A 16896-nucleotide genomic window follows, 5' to 3' on the forward strand; every position below is an offset into this window, starting at 1 on the left:
GCGCGGGCACAACCGTGGAGGTGTTCAATGCTCCCCATCTCTCAAGGAGAACAACAATGCGCACTCGCACCCTCACGCTGGCCGCCGCGGCCGGCATCGTCGGGCTCTCGCTCGTCGCCACCCCGGCCATCGCAGCCCAACCGGAGAAGGTTTCGGTCATCACGACGGCGCATCGCGGCGCCATGGCCTACGCACCCGAGAACACGCTCGTCGCATTCAAGGTCGGCATCGAGCAGAAGGCCACCTGGATCGAGTCGGATGTGCAGCTCAGCAAGGACGGCGTGCCCATCCTCATCCACGACACGACCCTGACCCGCACGACGAACGTCGAGGAGGTCTTCCCCGACCGTGCGCCGTGGAAGGTCGCCGACTTCACTCTCGAGGAGATCAAGCAGCTCGACGCCGGATCCTGGTTCGGCGAGGAGTTCGCCGGCGAACAGGTCCCCACGCTCGCGGAGATGGTGTCGCAGGTGCGGTCGAGCCGGTCGGGCATCATCATGGAGCTCAAGGCACCCGAGCTGTACCCGGGCGTCGAGCAGGAAGTCATCGACGTCTTCGATTCGTTCCCCGGCTACGTGAACTCGGCGCTCGCGAGTGAGCGTCTCGCGGTGCAGAGCTTCAACTGGGACTCGATGGCGACGTACGCCGAACTGCAGCCCGAGGTGCCGGTGGGCCTTCTCGGCACGGTGCCCGTCGCCGACCTCGCCGCCTACGGCCAGTGGGCCGACCAGGTCAACCCGAACTTCGGGGCCGTGACGGCCGACTACGTCGACGCCGTACACGCGGCCGGCATGGTCATCAACACCTACACGGTCAACGAGGTCGCCGACATGGCGCGCATGCTCGACTACGGCGTCGACGGGATCATCACCAACCGCCCAGACGTGCTCGAAGACCTGCTCGCGCAGCGCAACATCGAGAAGCGCTAAGCGATCTCACCACGCGGCTCGTCCCGGTCTTCGGATCGAGGCGGGCCGCTTCGCGCGTGTCCTGGACAGGCATCCCGCTGCGGGTCTACGCCCAGCCGAACAAGCCGTCATGGCCGTCGGAGTGCACGAGCAGACTCCCTCGGCCGACACCATGAGCAGACGGTTGGTGAGGGGGCTGGTGAGGCTCAAATAACCGGCTTAGTCGACGGAACAACGAGCTATCACAAGGCGCACCGGTGGAGTTCAGGTGGGATTGCGCACGAGCCTGCGTCTGAGCACGAAGAGCGCGCCACCGGCGAGCAGGAGAAGCAGGGCGACGGCGGCCAAACGGGCGACCTCTGCGCCGGTCATCGCGAGCGCCGATGCGTCGTTGCGTGGGGTGACGACGGCCGGATCGACCGGCGGAACAACGACCGTGCCCAGGCCGGGAAGCACCGCATCAAAATCCAGTTCACTCAGGAAGATGTCGCCTGCACCGGCGTTCACGGCGCCGTCGATCGCTCCGTAGGTGAGGCCCTGCACCCAAGTGGACCCGCCGCCCGCGATGTACAGGTTGGCCTCGTCCCATTCGTCGGCACCATCGCGCTGCATTGAGCCGAATTGGCTTTGTTCGACGACGGAGCCATCGGGGGCCATGGTTGTCGCGAAGACATCGACGCCTCCTGAGCCGGGGGCGAACAGCCCGCTGGTGTGGCCGACGAGAAGGAGGCTCGCGTCTGCATCCACGGCGATCGCCGCGCCGCGATCATCGCCGCTCGTGCCCTGCTGGGACACCCAGCGAGTGGCACCATCTGCGTCAAGCGCCAGCGCGAACGCGTCGGTGCCACCCGCGGACGATTCCCCCAGGACGCCGCCGGTGAAGCCCGCGGCGACGACGCCACCGCCGCTCGCAACGAGTGCGGCCACCTGCTCAGTCTCCTCGGTTCCGAACTGCGACATCCATCTCTGCGAGCCGTCGGCATCGAACGCCGCCACCCAGCCGTCGTAGCCGCCAGCGCTCGTCGAACCGGGTAGAGCCCCGCCGCTCGTGCCACCGACGAACACCCCGCCGTCGTCGGCGAGGGCAACGGCGAAGCCCTTGTCTTCGCCGTTGCTACCGAACTGAGTCGACCACAGCACCTCTCCGTCGGACGAAACACGGGCCAGGATCACGTCCTTGTCGCCGGCGCTGTCGAATCCGTCGAGCGAGCCGGAGGTATAGCCGCTGAGGTAGGCGCCACCCGTGCCGTCCGGCGCGATGCCGTAGATCCGATCCGCAGCGGCCTGGCTGCCGAGATGTGTGCGCCAACTCTCCTGGCCCACCGCATCGATCTTCACGGCAAAGGCATCGTCGTTCGTGCCCGCCTCGTGCTCCATTCTCTGGAATCCGCCAACGATAACGGCATTGTCGGATGCCGGAACCACTCCGTACGCTCGTTCGTTGAGCGGCGTTGAGATGGGGGTGGCCCACAAGGCCTCGCCGTCAGTGGACTGCTTCGTCACCACGATGTCGAATCCGCCGGCGTTCTCGATGTCGAGCATCGCGCCGGCCGAATTGAGCGCCTGCACCGTCCCGTCTCCGGGGAAGCCCACGACGCCGCCGGCGCGATCGTCTCCGGAGCTACCGAACTGCTGGCCCTCGAACGGCGACGGGGGCGTTGTCTGCAAGTAGCTGGCGAGATCTACGATGCCCTCGCGGAACCCGGTCTTCCACACGCCCCAGTCGTGACCTCCGTTGTAGACCCGAAGCTCGGCGCTCACCCCGGGGACTCGCTTGACGTGGTTGTAGAGAGTGGCCGCCTCGTAGTCGAGGTCATGAATCGCGTTGGCCGGGTCGGGGTTCGCCCATTCGTCGTCACCGACAGCGACGAAGACGTGCACCGGCATGGCCGGATCGAGCGCCCCGAAGCTCGCCGGGTAGCTCAGCTCTTGGTATCGTCCTTCGTCGTAGAGCGCGTCCCCGACGCCGTAGGCGCCGAACTCCCGCGTGGAGGAGTCGAGCGGAGTCGTCGGAAAGTAGACAGCCGGGCTGAGCGCTAACGCAGCCGAGAAGAGATCCTGGTGGGCCGATACAAAGCGCACGGCCCCTGCGCCGCCCATGGAGTATCCACCGACGCCCCGCGAGGCGCGGTCGTCGATGGTGCGGAACTCGGCATCGATGTGATCGACGAGATCGGTCGTGAACGCGGTCTCGACCGCGACGCCTGGTGTCGAGCCTGCCGCGATTCCGGTGTATTGGGAGTCGACGTAGTAACTGCCGCGACCACTCCAGGGCGCATCCGGCATGATGACGATCATCGGCGGGATGGCACCGGAGGCGATGAGCTCGTCGAGATCGCCGGCCACCTGCTGCCACGCGGCTTGCGTGTCGCCGCGTCCGTGCAACAGGTAGAGCGATGGGTAGCGGGTGGAGGATTCACTGTCGTAGCCCTCTGGCAGATACACCGAGTATTCGATGCTCCCGCCGAGCGATGCGCTCGTTGCTGCTCCTCCGAGGAGTTGGCTTGCTGCATGAGCCGGTGTCGCGGAGGCGACGAGCGATGCGGCGACGAAGGCTCCGCATAGCAGCGCGGCAAAGGGCTTTTTCCACATCGTTGTGGTGCTCCTGTTCAGGGAATCGGGTGGTGTAAACGATTACAGGAACTTTGGCACTGGGCAGATGAGATGTCAATGGGGCGGTGTCGGGTGTGATGCGCCTTGCTGAGCCATGCGGACGAGCGGCACTTCGCGTGCACGCTGATCGGTGACGTCCGTGGAGTGGTGGAGATTCGGGTGGCGTGCCCAATCGAGGACGAGTTCAACGAACGGCATGGCGAGATACGCTGGGTCGCGAGCCCTTGACTCCGAGGAATATTCGTTTCGGTCGCGATGAAGCAGTGGTGAGGAAAGATGATCGATATCGACGAGCCCCTGGTGGCCGAACTCATATCGGAGCAGTTTCCACACTGGAGCACACTGCGCGTTCGCGCGGTTCCGCAACAGGGGTGGGACAACCGGACGTTTCGCCTGGGAGATGACCTGTCCGTGCGGTTGCCCAGTGGCGAGGCCTATGCCGCGGCTGTCGAGAAAGAGAAGCGCGCGCTCGAGTTCCTCGACGGGAAGCTTCCGGTTCTTGTCCCCAGTGTCATGGCAGTCGGAGCGCCAAGCCGGGAACTACCCGCTTCCTTGGTCCGTACGTCGATGGTTGCCCGGTAACACGATCGACGAGAATTCGCTGATCGACCGGGTCTCCTTGGCCGTCGATCTGGGATCCGTGTTGCGCGCACTGAGATCGCTCCCGACAGATGCGGGCGCCTCAGCGGGACGACATTCCTTCTACCGCGGCTGTCACCCGAGCGTGTACAGCGATCAAGTGCAGATCGCCCTCGAACGTCTGGGAGACGACGTCGATGCGGAGCGGTGCCGAGAGATCTGGCTCGCCGCGACGACATCTGCGTGGGATGCCGAGCCCGTCTGGTTTCACGGAGACGTTGCCACCGGCAACCTCCTTACAGAGCAAGGAAGACTCTCGGCAGTCATCGATCTCGGCACATGCGGGATCGGCGACCCCGCATGTGATCTCGTCATCGCATGGACCTACTTTGATGGCGAGGCGCGTGCGGCGTTTCGCGAGTCGGTCGCCCTCGATGATGCGACATGGCAACGCGCGCGAGGATGGGCCCTCTGGAAAGCACTTGTAACCATGTCGGACCAGTCCAGTCCAGATCCCGGGAGAACTCAGCAGCGTGTGCTGGCCAAAGTCCTCTCCACAGCGCCCTAGGCGCTCTTCGATCAATCACTGCCGCCCCCGCGACGAACGAGCTTCAGCGCACAGGTGCTGGTTCAGTCGACTGCGGCATCTTGAGCAACTCCTCAGACCGGTCGAACTACTCAGTGCCCACCCGGTCGTGCTGACATCGATTCACGCGGCACCTACAACTCAGTGTAGGTTCGGGCCCGATATGGCGGCGGATCGGGCCGAACCCGGGGTAGTTGGCAGCGATTCTCAACGTGCTCGTCCGCGACAAGTGGCCGATTCCTACCTCCGAACGTGACTTCAGGGTCCGCGCTGCGCCCTTGTTCTGATTCTTGGTCGGGAGCGATTCAGTGCTTGATCGCCGACGTGCGCCGCCTCGCGAAGCCCGCGAATTGGCGCCACCAGGATCGCTTCGTCGACGGCCTCCCGGCGTCCAGCGCACGGTCGTCGGGACCGCAGTTGCGTAGCGCCTCGATTGCGCTCAAGTTCCACGCCCAACGTCGCCGAGAGGTACAACATGCCCGTCTCCAGTTCGGACGGGAACGATGTCACGAACATAGGGACGATGCGGTCGATTCTCATGCAGCCTCCTCGCGCGGCGCCGCGGCAACGTCCTCACCGATTCGAATGTCGCCGGTGAAGATCCGGATGAAATCTGTCTTCTGACCTGCGCTTGCGTGGCAGCCGAGGTACGTTCGGTCGATTCCTGGTGCGGCCGCGTGCGGCCGCGCTATCTTTGGCCCAATGATCTCGGTACTACTGGATGACGTCATCTACACGGACTATGGGCAGTTCACGATCGTGTCGAATGCGGGAAGCTTTGATGGCGACGCCGCCCGATTCTTCGCGGGTCAAGCCAACGGTTGGGTCGGCGCCGACGTGCCCGGCACCCTGCACGTCGTGCTCGGCCGCCGTTCCGGCGGCTCACGCGTACGCATCGAACTGTCGACGGATGAGCCCCAACTCGAACGGTCACAGGACATTGTCGAAGGGTCCGTGACGTTCCAGCCCGATACGCCGGTGGCGTGGGAGGCATGGGCCGCGGAGACCAGCGGCCCGCTGGCCATCCCCCCTGGGTCGTACAGAACTCGGGTCAGTGCGATCGGCCGAGACGAGGGCAGCGCGAACGAGTTCGCGGAGATCGCCGTCGATTCATATCTGATCCAGTTCTGGCCGGCACCAGCCAGCGAAGATGCGATCCTCAAGACCAGCAGTCAAGACGCCACCTATTGGAATCGGGAGTGGGGCAGCCGACGAGATTGATTGAAGAGTGATGACGATCGCGGTGCCCTCGCGGCGCGAGGACACGCAACTGGTCGGCGGTGGCATCCTGTGGTCGCTGACCTCGGCCCAGCACGCCGTTCAATTCAGATGCGGATGCCGCTGAAGTTACTTGGCACTACTGCCAAGTGACTGCCATTTAGCGGTGGATTTTGCCAAGTTCAGACGGAACCTACACTCAGTTGAAGTCGCCACCAGGCGCCATGTCGGCGAACCGTGAGTAGTGTCCCTGGAATGCGACGTTGATCGTCGCGGTCGGACCGTTTCGGTGCTTGGCCACGATGAGGTCGGCCTCGCCGGGGCGCACGTCCTTGTCGTAAACGGAGTCGCGGTGCAGCAGGATCACCATGTCGGCGTCCTGCTCGATCGAGCCCGACTCACGCAGGTCGCTGATCTGCGGCTTCTTGTCCTGACGGGCCTCTGAACCACGGTTCAGCTGCGACAGCGCGATGACCGGAACCTGCAGCTCCTTCGCGAGCAGCTTCAACGCTCGCGAGAACTCCGAGACCTCCTGCTGACGCGACTCGACGCGCTTGCCGCTCGTCATCAGCTGCAGATAGTCGATCACGACCATGCGCAGACCTTCGCGCTGCTTCAGGCGGCGGCACTTCGCCCGGATCTCGACCAGCGTCATGTTCGGGCTGTCATCGATGAAGAGCGGGGCGTCATTGATGCGACCACGGGTTGCCGCGACCGTGGTCCAGTCACGCGGGTCGAGCGTTCCCTTGCGCATGTGCTGCAGCGGGATCGCGCCCTCGGCGCTGAGCAGACGCATCGCGATCTCGCTCTTGCCCATCTCGAGCGAGAAGAAGATCGCAGGCTGGCCGTGGCCGATCGCTGCGGCGCGGGCGAAGTCGAGCGCCAGCGTCGACTTACCCATCGCGGGTCGTGCAGCGACGACGATCATCTGCCCGCCGTGCAGGCCGTTGGTGAGTTCGTCGAGCTCCTTGAATCCGGTCGGCACGCCCGTCATCGAACCGTCGCGCCCGCTGGCCGCCTCGATCTCCTCGAGCGCAGCATCCACCGCGACAGTCAAGGGGACGTAGTCCTCGGCCGTCTCGGTGCCGGTGACGGCGTATATCTCAGCCTGCGCGTTGTTGACCAGGTCGGTCGCGTCGCCCTGGCCGTCGTACCCGAGCTGCACGATGCGCGTGCCTGCGTCGACGAGGCGGCGCAGGATCGAACGCTCGGCGACGATGCCGGCGTAATACCCGGCGTTCGCCGCAGTCGGAACGATCGAGGTCAGGGTGTGAAGGTAGTCCGCACCGCCCGCGCGGCCCAGTTCGCCGGTCTTGATCAGTTCATCCGTGACGGCGACGACGTCGGTGGGCTCTCCGTGGGAGTACAGCGTGAGGATGGCCTCGAAGATGAGCTCGTGCTTGGGGATGTAGAAGTCGGCACCCTTGAGGGTCTCGATCACATCGGCGACAGCATCCTTCGACAGCAGCATGCCGCCCAGCGCACTCTGTTCGGCGAGGAGGTCGTGCGGTGGCACGCGCTCTGGCTTGCGCTGGCCCCCGAGTCGCTCCTCCGAGATGTCGGCAATCGACACATTGCTCCCTTCGGTGCGCTTGTGGCTGGTGTGGCGCGTGAGACCTGAGTCCCCGGTGCCGTGCAACGGCGGAGTGTTCCGCGGTAGCAATGAGCGAATCACACGCCACCGACATCTCGTCGCTCGTCCACGCTAGAAGCGCCTTACTCCACCCGCAACACAGCCTGTGGATAACTCTGTGGAGAATGTGCGGAGAACTTCGGAGTGTCTGTGCAGAACCGATGTGGATAACCCTGTGTGACCCACAGATTTGGAGACAATTTATTTGCTTTGACCTGGCATTTTCGGTTCTCACATCCTGTGGATGAGAATCTGTTTAAACGCCCCATTGAAGGTTGAGGGACGCGGACCACCCATGTGTACAACCTGGGGAGAAGTCAAGCACTGATTTCTCGGGCGCGTCTACGATCCGCCGCCCGATAACGGGCCGGTCAAAAGCAAATTCATCACGTCGGGTATGCAGAACGCCCCCCATCCCGAAGGACGGAGGGCGTTCTGAAAGGCGTTGCGGACTACTTGGCCGCGACGACCTGAAGGGTGATGACAGCCACGACGTCTTCGTGCAGACGCACGGTCGCCTCGTGCTCACCGGTCGCCTTGATGGGCGAGGTGATGGTGACCTTGCGCTTGTCGATCGTGCCGAGACCGGCAGCCTCGACGGCAGTTGCGACGTGCTCGGTCTTGACCGAACCGAACAGACGTCCGGCGCCGCCGGCCTTGACCGCCAGGCGGACCTTCGTGTCTTCGATCTTGTCCTTGAGAGCCACAGCCTCGTCGCGATCGTGGATCGCGCGCGACTTGCGTGCGGCCTGGATCGACTCGACCTGCTTTGCGCCACCACGGGTCCACGCCGTAGCGAAGCCCTGGGGGATGAGGTAGTTGCGGGCGTACCCGTTCTTGACCTCGACCACGTCACCGGCGCTTCCGAGCCCGGCGACCTCATTCGTGAGAATCAGTTTTGCCATGTCGATACCCCTTAGCGGCCAGCGCCGGCGTAAGGCAGGAGTGCCATCTCGCGTGCGTTCTTGATCGCCGTGGCGATCAGACGCTGCTCCTGCACCGAAACACCGGTGATACGACGGGCGCGGATCTTGCCACGCTCCGAGACGAACTTGCGAAGGGTTGCAACGTCCTTGTAGTCAATGACGCCAACCCGGATCGACTTCGCGGGAGCGGTGGGCTTGCCACCCTTCCGCGGCTTGCGGCGGTCGCCGCTCGACTTTCCAGCCATGGTTTTTCCTTTGATGAGCGGATGCCGAGCCCCTTACGAGAATCGGATCCAGAAGTTGTTCAGAATGGGGTGTCGTCGCCGAAGCTGCCTGGAGTGCTCCAGGCATCTGCGCTGGTCGAGGAACCGGGCGTTGACCACGGCTCCTCCGACACCTGCTGCTGCTGTGCGGGACGAGACTGTCCACCACCGCCGCCACCGGCACCGCCGGAAGCTGCACGGGTGACCTGTGCCGTCGCGTATCGCAGCGAAGGGCCGATCTCGTCGACCTCGAGCTCGATGGCCGTGCGGTTGTTGCCCTCACGGTCCTGGTAGGAGCGCTGACGGAGGCGACCCTGCGCAACAACACGCATGCCCTTCGTCAGTGAACCCGCCACGTGCTCGGCGAACTCGCGCCACACGGACGCACGGAGGAACAGCGCGTCGCCGTCCTTCCACTCGTTCGCCTGGCGGTCGAAGGTTCGCGGCGTCGATGCGATGGTGAAGTTCGCCACCGGCAGCCCGTTCTGCGTATAACGCAGCTCGGGGTCGGCCGTGAGGTTGCCCACCACGGTGATGACGGTTTCGCCGGCCATGAGCCTTAGGCCTTCGCTGCCTTGGCAGCCTTACGAGCTGCCTTCTCCTCGGAGCGCTTGGCTTCGAAAGCGACCATTGCCTGAGCTTCCTCAGAACGCAGCACCTTGGTGCGCATGATCTGCTCGTTGAGGCCCAGCTGACGGTCGAGCTCCTGCGTGGCAGCGCTTGTCGCGGTGAAGTTGACGACGGCGTAGATGCCCTCGTTCTTCTTCTGGATCTCGTATGCAAGACGGCGCTTGCCCCAGATGTCGACCTTGTCAATCGAGCCACCATCGTTGGTGATGACCTTCAGGAACTTGTCGAGCGTAGGGGCTACCTGGCGCTCGTCGATCTCGGGGGTCAGAATGACCATGAGTTCGTACTGGTGCGTCACTTACCCACCTCCTTCGGACTAGAACGGCTTTCGGGCATTTCCCGAAAGCAGGAGGGTGTGTGCACGTGCCCGCCCTTCTCGCCGCCGATTGCGGTCTGATGGGCAGACAACCTGAACAGTCTAGCGGATTGTCGGCGAGGTCGCGTCCGCCCGTCCGATCGGGTACGTGACGTCATCGAAGACGAGCGAAGGCTCATCGTCCACGGACAGCGAGAGGACGACCGTCTCGACGACTGGATGCGCCTCGATCTGCCGTTCCACATCGCGCAAGCGCCGCGCGACGTCGTGCTCCCGATCATCTCCGGCGAGGTCGATCTCGGCCACGATGAACAGACGGTTCGGGCCGACGTACTCGATGTGCAGATAGGTGACGCGTTCGATCGCGGGGGCGGCGAGCAGTGCGGTGCCCACCCGTGATCGGAGTGCCCGTGACGCGCTCGTGCCCACGATGAACGCAAGATTGCGTCCGATCAGCACCACTGCCACGACCGCCAGAAGGAGCCCGACGAGGATCGACCCGACCGCATCCCATGCGGCGATCCCGGTGATCTGATGCAGCGCGATGGACCCGCCGGCGAGGACGAGCCCGATGAGCGCCGCAGCATCCTCGAAGAAGACCGCGCGCAGCGTGGTGTCGCTCGTCTCGATCACGAAGTCCCAGGTCGAGCTCCCACGCTCACGCGCGAGGCGACGCGAGCGGATGAGCGCCTGCGTGAACGACGCCCCCTCGAGCACGAACGCCACGGCCAGCACGGCATAGGCGACGACCGGGCTCTCGACAGGCTCGTCGGATCCGAGCTCCTGTATCCCGTGCATGATCGACACGATCGCACCGGCGGTGAATATCCCGAACGCCGCGATCAACGACCAGACGAAGGCGCTGCGACCGTATCCGAGCGGATGGCGGGCATCCTTGCTGCGCGCGCCCTGCCTGTCGGCGATCAGTAGGAAGATCTCGTTGCCAGCGTCAGCCCACGAGTGTGCGGCCTCCGCGACCATCGATGCCGAGGCAGTGATGATCGCTGCGAAGGTCTTGGCGACCGCGACGAGCAGATTGGCGAGAAAGGCGATGATCACTGTCACGCGGCCAGGCTACGCCCGGCGCGCAACGGTGGGTACCCGCTCAGCGCCGGATGGGGTCGTGGTGCGGCGTCGGCTCGAGCGTGTAGTCGGTCGTCGGGTCGGACCACGTGTCCTCCCCCGCCTTGCCACGCGCCCGCCGCATCGACAGGATGCCGTTCACCAGCGGAGCGCCCACGCCCAGCGCGACACTGCCGAGCACCGAACGATCCTCGCCCGCCAGCACGCTCTTGCGATGCCAGGCCGCATGAAGCGCGCCGCCACGACCGGTCGGAACGACCTTCGCCCGCAGGCGACCCTCGCGGCGCAGCGCGACGAGCTCTTCGACGCAGCGCCACCAGTTCGTGTCGGACTCCGGCTGGAAGTAGTTGTCGCGCTGCCAGCCGGCGAGCGGATGCCGGAACCGGCGTCCGACGACCTCCTCGGCCCCTCCCAGCAGACCGCTGCCGGTGAACACCGTGTTCAGCAGCGTCTTGTGCACGCCGAACGTGTCGAGCGCGATGACAGGGACCTTCTGAGCGAGCGCTTCGATCGCCGCGGTCGAGCTGACCGTCACGAGCCCTTCGGCGCGCGCGAGCGCCGTCGACATAGGTGCGTGCGAGATGACGAGGTTGCGAGGTCGATCCGCCAGCAGATCGGCGTACGCGTCTCGTTCCAGATGGGCCTCTGCCTCGCCGGGACGCGACCGCAGCTTGACGACGACGCGCTTGGTCGGATCCGCGACTGCCGCGAGGCGCAGCATCTCGACGATCTGCTCGCGCTCGTGCCGTGCCGCGGGCACTAGGGCCTGGGCGGCGAACACCAGATCGGTTCCACCGACTCGGGTCCTGGGAGCGGGGGCCGGACGAGCGGACCGTGAAGCGCCACCTGCGACAGCACCGACCAGTTCGCGCTCCGACACGCGAGCGGGCATCGCTGTCACTGCATCCGGCGCCATGCGCGCGAAGGGAAGCACCGCGAGCGCGGTCGGCACCTGGATGCCGATGCGGCGCCCCAGCTCGGCGAAGGCACGCTCCTCCCGGTGCGAGTGCACGACGAGGAGGTCGCTTTCTCTCCGATACTCGAGTGCTCCGCGCTGAGCCGGAATCGACATGCCAGGCAGTCCGCTCACCACGACCGGTCTTTGCGTCAGCCGGTCGATCTGCCGTGCCATCAGTCGCACGAACGGACCACGTCCGGAGAGCACGACGACGTCGGGCATGTGGCCCGTCAGCCATCCGTGCACCTCGTCGAAGCCGAGACGGGTGATGTCGGCATCCGTGAAGCTCGTGCCGGTGAGAGCCGTGCGCTCCTGCGCCGCGCTCACCGTGAGCGGCGTGCGTACCAGCAGCATGTGGCGGCGGATGCCGGCGATGCCGGACAGCAGCGACGCCGACCACTTCACGAACGAGTCGGCATCCGCGATCGCGACGACTCGCAGTTCGGCGTTGTTCATGCCGGTACGCGACGCAGCTTCGCCATCGGAGCCTGCTCGCCGGGGAAGACGCGCTTGACGCCGTCTCCGAGCGCGGTCTCGATCACGCGGATGTCGCGCACGAGGTGCGAGAGCCCCGTGGGCTCCAGCGATGCGGCGTGGTCGGAGCCCCACATGGTGCGATCGAGCGTGATGTGCCGCTCGACGGCGACGGCACCGAGCGCAACGGCTGCGAGCGAGATCTGCAGGCCGCGCTCGTGTCCGGAGTAGCCGATCGGCACACCGGGGTAGCGATCACGGAGCGTCGTGATGACGCGGAGGTTGGCCTCTTCCGGCTCCATCGGATACGTCGACGTCGCGTGCATGAGAACGACGCGGTCGGTGCCGAGGGTCTCGAGTGCCCGATCGATCTGCTCGATGGTCGACATGCCGCTCGAGAGGATGATGGGCTTACCCGTCTCGCGCAGAGCGGTCAGCAACTCCAGGTCGGTGACGCTGGCGGATGCGACCTTGTGGGCGACGACGTTCAGCTCCTCGAGGAACGCGACGCTGGGCACATCCCAGGGGGATGCGAACCAGTCGAGTCCGCGCAGCGTGGCGTGGTCGCCGACCTCGACGTACTCGTCCCGGCCGAACTCGACCCGGCGCCGGTAGTCGAGGTAGGTCATCGTGCCCCAGGGCGTCTCTCGCGGCACATCGCGCATGTGCTCGGGGGTGGAGATCTCCGGAGTGCGCTTCTGGAACTTCACGGCATCCGCACCGGCATCCGCGGCGACGTCGATGAGTCGCTTGGCGATGTCGACATCGCCGTTATGGTTCAGGCCGATTTCGGCGATGACATAGGCGGGTCGACCGCCGCCGATCACGCGCGATCCGATGCTGACAGTCATGGTGGTCCTCCAGTCGTCGTACCCCTCATTCCTGAGTACGCCGCGACTGTGAACACCACGCGAATTACGGGTTACCGGGGTCGGTCGGCTGTCAGAACGCGCTCGATCAGCTCACGCACCGCGCCCTGTCCGCCTGACTTCCCGAGCACGACTCTGGCCGCAGAGCGAACCTCGGGGTGCGCGTTCGCGACGGCCACCGGCCACCCCACGATGCGCATGGCCGGAAGGTCGTTCACGTCGTTGCCGAGGTAGGCGATGTCCGCCAGCGCGATACCGTTCTCCGCCGCCCACGCGGCGAGCGCCTGCTCTTTGTCGTCGATGCCGTGCAGCACCGGCACGCGGAGCTTGTTCGCACGTGCTCTCACGACGGGATTCACCTCGGTGGAGAGAATGAGCATCGGGATGCCGGCACGCCTGAGCCGCGCGACCCCCATCCCGTCTTCCCGACTGACCCGCACCTGTTCCTCCCCAGCGGTGTCGACGAGCACGGTGTCATCGGTGTGCACGCCGTCGAAGTCAGTGACGACCGCCTTCACATCGATGCTCACCGGCTGGTCCACGAGGCCGGCAAGAGCGGATGCCACGGCGACATGCTGCGCGTCGTCGATCTCGACCGCACTCCACTCCGGCACCTCGACGATCCCGACCCGCCCGAAGAATCGATGCCCGGCATGGCGGAAGCCCTCCGCCTCAAGCACATAGAACGCGCCGGTCTCCAGATAGTGCGGCTCGCGATCCTGGCGGCGCGGCCGACCGGCGGCATCATGGTTGATCGCGACTGCGGCCCCTGCGTCGTCGCGGCGCCAGAGGAAGCCATATGTCTCGTGGGCGGAGAACATGCTGTCGTACTGACGCGAGCGCACCTCGTCGACTGCGACGTCGATCCGATCGCTGGGGATGAACGGCGACGTCGCCTGGATGAAGACGACGACGTCCACCGTCACGCCGCCGGATTCGACTTCGTCGAGAGCGTGCAGCACAGCACTCTCGGACGAGGCGGTGTCGCCGGAGATCTCGGCGGGTCGCCGGATGACGCGCGCGCCGGCCGCGACGCTGAGCTCTGCGATCTTGTCGTCATCGGTGGAGACGACGACGAGATCGACTCGTTCGGCGGCGGCGGCCGCCCGCACGGCGCGCTGGATGAGGGGGATCCCGCCGATGCGCGTGACGTTCTTTCCCGGCACCTGCTTGGAGCCGCCGCGGGCAGGGATGATCGCCACGATGATCCCGCTCGCGGCATGGTCGGTCTGGTCCTGGGTCATCTCGGCCTCGTTCGTCATAGTCCGCGTATCGCCTTCCAGGCTCTGGCAGCGCGTCGGCGAGCGCCTTTGATGGTCAGCCTGATCTCCTCGGCCCGACCCACTCCGCCTGCCGAGCGCAACGCGCGGCGCGCAATCGGCTCGGCGGGAGCGCCGGGCAGGCGGAGTTCGACGAGCCGATCCCGCGCGAAGTAGCGATCGCGTTCCATCTGATCGAGCTGCCCGAGCAGCTCTTCGGCTCGAGGGCGCAGGTGCACGGCGATCTTCGGCTGCATGGCATAGCCCACGCCGTCGATGAGCAGTTGCAGCCGAGTCGGATCGCGATACGGGCCATCAGGCCGCGTCAGTGCGTCGACGATCGTCGCGGGAACCCGATTGCTGTTCTCGTACGGAGTGAGCCTGCGCAGCACGGTCGGAGTGCCGGACGATGCGATCGGGCGGCCGAACAGGGCCCGCACCGTGGGAAGGGCGGTCGAGAACCCTGCGACGACACCCGTGACGTCCAGGCGCTCTGCGACGAGCTCGGCCGATTCGACGCCTCGGTACTCGATGAACTCCGCCCCGTGGTGCTCTGCGCGTTCCCGCACCGCGTCGGTGACCAGCGGCGGGGCGGACGGATGCGGTTTGAACACGATGCGTTGCGGATCCCAGGCCGCCGCCCGATCGATCATGTCGCACTGCATCGCGATCTCCTCGGCCACCGAGACCAGGCCGAGCGCGGACAGATACTGGCCGAGCACCAGCACGGTCGGTGTTCCGTCGGCGAGGGCGTCGAGCTGCGGGTCCGCAGCGGTGGTCTCCAGGAGCGCTTTTCGGAACGCGGCCGGCGGCACCGGCATCCGCTGTGCGCCGTCCGCGCCGCGAGACCGAGCCTGCGGCACGAGGCTTGGCCTGCCTGGCTCGGTCTCGTGCAGCAGAGTCGGTCTCGCCGCACCGAAGACGAGCGGCTCGACACCGGGGACGACGTCGGCATACACGACGCGGCCGACCCGTTCGACGACGGTGCGCGGCAGCTTCACCCGAATCGGCGAATAGGTCATCAGGCCGTCGCCGATGATCGTGATGCGCGCATTCGGGAACAGCGTGAGCAGCGTGCGAGCCGGTGCCACCTGGGGGCTCTGCACGAACAGTTCCAGGTCGCCGTCGAGACTCCACGCCCGCGTGAGGAGACGGTTCAGGATCGGAAGGTCGGCCGCGGCGGGATGCCACGAGCTCGGATGCCGTGGCGAGAGGATCTCGTCGAGCGGTTCGATGCGATCGAAGCGCGCGCACAGTGCGCGGAGGTTCGGCTGCTCGTGGATCGCGAGGCTCGTCTCGGGTATCCGCGCGGAATTGACCGGGACGAGGATCCGCTCGTCACCTGCCTCGATGAGGCGCTCATCGAGCGCGGCCGCAGCCGTCGTGAGCCCGTATGCGCTGTGCAGGACGAAGAGCTGGGTCATCTCGCGTGTCCTGCCTGGCGCAGCGTCCGCGCGAGCACGCGTCGCTTGGACCCTTCGAGCCTGTCGAGTGCATGCGCGACATCGGCCGGCGGAAGCGTGGCGAGCAGGTCGCGGATGCCACTGCGCATCTCCTGCCGCAGCGGTGGCGTCATGCGCCTGGAGCGCACGATGTGGTGCGAGCTCAGTGCAAGGGCAGTGCGCACCACCTTCGGCATGAAGCGGTCTGCCTCGGCATCCTGCTGGACGATCTGCACCACCTGCGCCAGTGCGCGCGCGAAGTCGAGCTGTCGTCGATCTCGCACCTGGGTCAGTGAGGTCGCCACCCCACGGCGGTACAGCAGCGCCGGAGCGTCGACGACCGCGAACGATGCGGCCTGCAGGTGCAGGCGCCAGATCCACGGACGGTCCTCCGCGGTGAAGAGCCCCTCGGGGAACGCGGCGAGGCCCTGTTCGAGGATGCGCCGGTGGAAGATCCCCGCCCAGGCGTACGGGTAGTCGACCATCGTCGTGTCGTCGGAGGGGAGGATCGCCTCACGCGGGGATGCCACGACTCCACGCCAGGCGAACGGGGCACGCACGAGCTTGCGCACGGAGCCAGTGACACGCGCGTGGTCGGTGCGCAGGAAGTCGCAGTCCAGTTCGCGCAGCCGAGAGGCGAGCACCTGCAGCCGCCGCGGCTGCATCCAATCGTCACCGTCGATGAAGCAGAATGCATCGCCCTCGACGTGAGCCAACCCCTGATTGCGTGCGCTCGCCAGTCCTACCGGACGTGGATTGACGAGCACCTCGGCGTTCGCGAATCGTTCGGCGTAGTGGCGCATCTGGGCGCCGGTGTCATCACTCGAACCGTCATCCACCGCGACGAGCTTCAGCGCCGTCGGATCGTCGAACTGCCGCAGCAGCGTGTCGAGGGTCGTTCCGATATACGGCGCAGCATCCTTCGCGGGAAGGATGACGGTGACGAGGGGTGTGCGCACAGGGCTCCCGGTGGGTCGATGGCGTCCGGAATGGTCGCATCCGCACCTTGCCGCCTCATGGCGCCGGGGTGAACGGGCGGTGTATGCGCCTGCCTGCCTCCGCCAGATCCGGTGAGGTGGGCTTTGCTGTGTGAGAAGGTCCTTGCCGCATGAGAAGTGCTGCGCGTGGCGCAGTCTCAT

General features: G+C 65.9%; 16 protein-coding genes. 4 read left to right on the forward strand and 12 right to left on the reverse strand.

The window, feature by feature from the left end; genetic code table 11:
• The first annotated feature begins 56 nt into the window (after positions 1–56).
• Complete coding sequence (locus tag QFZ46_RS08285; protein ID WP_307360281.1) at positions 57–929, forward strand: glycerophosphodiester phosphodiesterase; 873 nt, start codon at positions 57–59, stop codon at positions 927–929.
• 243 nt (positions 930–1172) lie between these two features.
• Here QFZ46_RS08285 and QFZ46_RS08290 read toward each other — a convergent pair whose 3' ends face one another.
• On the reverse strand, positions 1173–3500 hold the full coding sequence (locus tag QFZ46_RS08290; RefSeq protein WP_307360282.1) for an alpha/beta hydrolase-fold protein: 2328 nt from the start codon (positions 3498–3500) through the stop codon (positions 1173–1175).
• A 297-nt stretch (positions 3501–3797) separates the two neighbouring features.
• Here QFZ46_RS08290 and QFZ46_RS08295 point away from each other — a divergent pair, with 297 nt between their 5' ends.
• The 3 genes from QFZ46_RS08295 to QFZ46_RS08305 all read left to right on the forward strand — a co-directional run bounded on the left by QFZ46_RS08295 (position 3798) and on the right by QFZ46_RS08305 (position 5907).
• Positions 3798–4103: a phosphotransferase gene (locus tag QFZ46_RS08295; protein ID WP_307364712.1), complete on the forward strand. Its 306-nt coding sequence runs from the start codon at positions 3798–3800 to the stop codon at positions 4101–4103.
• A complete protein-coding gene (locus QFZ46_RS08300) occupies positions 4030–4668 on the forward strand; it encodes an aminoglycoside phosphotransferase family protein (protein ID WP_307364542.1) in 639 nt (212 codons plus the stop codon). The genes QFZ46_RS08295 and QFZ46_RS08300 overlap by 74 nt, the downstream gene beginning before the upstream one ends.
• A gap of 720 nt (positions 4669–5388) precedes the next feature.
• On the forward strand, positions 5389–5907 hold the full coding sequence (locus QFZ46_RS08305) for a hypothetical protein (RefSeq protein WP_307360283.1): 519 nt from the start codon (positions 5389–5391) through the stop codon (positions 5905–5907).
• A gap of 196 nt (positions 5908–6103) precedes the next feature.
• Here QFZ46_RS08305 and dnaB read toward each other — a convergent pair whose 3' ends face one another.
• The 11 genes from dnaB to QFZ46_RS08360 form a co-directional block, all read right to left on the reverse strand.
• On the reverse strand, positions 6104–7477 hold the full coding sequence (dnaB, locus tag QFZ46_RS08310) for a replicative DNA helicase (RefSeq protein ID WP_307360285.1): 1374 nt from the start codon (positions 7475–7477) through the stop codon (positions 6104–6106).
• Positions 7478–7989: 512 nt separating this feature from the next.
• On the reverse strand, positions 7990–8442 hold the full coding sequence (gene rplI / locus QFZ46_RS08315; protein ID WP_307360287.1) for a 50S ribosomal protein L9: 453 nt from the start codon (positions 8440–8442) through the stop codon (positions 7990–7992).
• Positions 8443–8453: 11 nt separating this feature from the next.
• Positions 8454–8708 (reverse strand): 30S ribosomal protein S18, encoded by a 255-nt coding sequence (rpsR, locus tag QFZ46_RS08320; RefSeq protein WP_017829850.1) that lies wholly within the window; start codon positions 8706–8708, stop codon positions 8454–8456.
• 59 nt (positions 8709–8767) lie between these two features.
• Entirely contained in the window at positions 8768–9280 is a 513-nt protein-coding gene (locus tag QFZ46_RS08325; protein WP_307360292.1) for a single-stranded DNA-binding protein, read from the reverse strand.
• Positions 9281–9285: 5 nt separating this feature from the next.
• A complete protein-coding gene (rpsF, locus tag QFZ46_RS08330; RefSeq protein WP_033105626.1) occupies positions 9286–9654 on the reverse strand; it encodes a 30S ribosomal protein S6 in 369 nt (122 codons plus the stop codon).
• Positions 9655–9774: 120 nt separating this feature from the next.
• Entirely contained in the window at positions 9775–10737 is a 963-nt protein-coding gene (locus QFZ46_RS08335; RefSeq protein ID WP_307360296.1) for a cation diffusion facilitator family transporter, read from the reverse strand.
• A gap of 40 nt (positions 10738–10777) precedes the next feature.
• The gene (locus QFZ46_RS08340; protein WP_307360298.1) at positions 10778–12169 is read right to left on the reverse strand and encodes a DUF6716 putative glycosyltransferase; all 1392 of its coding nucleotides are present in this window, start codon (positions 12167–12169) and stop codon (positions 10778–10780) included.
• A complete protein-coding gene (locus QFZ46_RS08345) occupies positions 12166–13038 on the reverse strand; it encodes an N-acetylneuraminate synthase family protein (RefSeq protein ID WP_307360300.1) in 873 nt (290 codons plus the stop codon). Before QFZ46_RS08345 ends, QFZ46_RS08340 begins: the two co-directional genes overlap by 4 nt.
• Positions 13039–13109: 71 nt before the next feature.
• Positions 13110–14300 (reverse strand): acylneuraminate cytidylyltransferase, encoded by a 1191-nt coding sequence (locus QFZ46_RS08350; protein ID WP_307360301.1) that lies wholly within the window; start codon positions 14298–14300, stop codon positions 13110–13112.
• Positions 14301–14314: 14 nt separating this feature from the next.
• On the reverse strand, positions 14315–15739 hold the full coding sequence (locus QFZ46_RS08355; protein ID WP_307360304.1) for a polysialyltransferase family glycosyltransferase: 1425 nt from the start codon (positions 15737–15739) through the stop codon (positions 14315–14317).
• Positions 15736–16716: a glycosyltransferase family 2 protein gene (locus QFZ46_RS08360; protein ID WP_307360306.1), complete on the reverse strand. Its 981-nt coding sequence runs from the start codon at positions 16714–16716 to the stop codon at positions 15736–15738. Before QFZ46_RS08360 ends, QFZ46_RS08355 begins: the two co-directional genes overlap by 4 nt.
• Between the last annotated feature and the right edge of the window lie 180 nt (positions 16717–16896).

The organism is Microbacterium murale (genome assembly GCF_030815955.1).
Lineage (GTDB): Bacteria > Actinomycetota > Actinomycetes > Actinomycetales > Microbacteriaceae > Microbacterium > Microbacterium murale_A.

Bases quoted from the DNA above. Each gene is read 5' to 3' on its own strand.
- QFZ46_RS08285 (WP_307360281.1), top strand. From the start codon at position 57: ATGCGCACTCGCACCCTCACGCTGGCCGCCGCGGCCGGCATCGTCGGG.
- QFZ46_RS08290 (WP_307360282.1), bottom strand. From the start codon at position 3,500: ATGTGGAAAAAGCCCTTTGCCGCGCTGCTATGCGGAGCCTTCGTCGCC.
- QFZ46_RS08295 (WP_307364712.1), top strand. From the start codon at position 3,798: ATGATCGATATCGACGAGCCCCTGGTGGCCGAACTCATATCGGAGCAG.
- QFZ46_RS08305 (WP_307360283.1), top strand. From the start codon at position 5,389: ATGATCTCGGTACTACTGGATGACGTCATCTACACGGACTATGGGCAG.
- rplI (WP_307360287.1), bottom strand. From the start codon at position 8,442: ATGGCAAAACTGATTCTCACGAATGAGGTCGCCGGGCTCGGAAGCGCC.
- rpsR (WP_017829850.1), bottom strand. From the start codon at position 8,708: ATGGCTGGAAAGTCGAGCGGCGACCGCCGCAAGCCGCGGAAGGGTGGC.
- QFZ46_RS08325 (WP_307360292.1), bottom strand. From the start codon at position 9,280: ATGGCCGGCGAAACCGTCATCACCGTGGTGGGCAACCTCACGGCCGAC.
- QFZ46_RS08340 (WP_307360298.1), bottom strand. From the start codon at position 12,169: ATGAACAACGCCGAACTGCGAGTCGTCGCGATCGCGGATGCCGACTCG.
- QFZ46_RS08345 (WP_307360300.1), bottom strand. From the start codon at position 13,038: ATGACTGTCAGCATCGGATCGCGCGTGATCGGCGGCGGTCGACCCGCC.
- QFZ46_RS08350 (WP_307360301.1), bottom strand. From the start codon at position 14,300: ATGACCCAGGACCAGACCGACCATGCCGCGAGCGGGATCATCGTGGCG.
- QFZ46_RS08355 (WP_307360304.1), bottom strand. From the start codon at position 15,739: ATGACCCAGCTCTTCGTCCTGCACAGCGCATACGGGCTCACGACGGCT.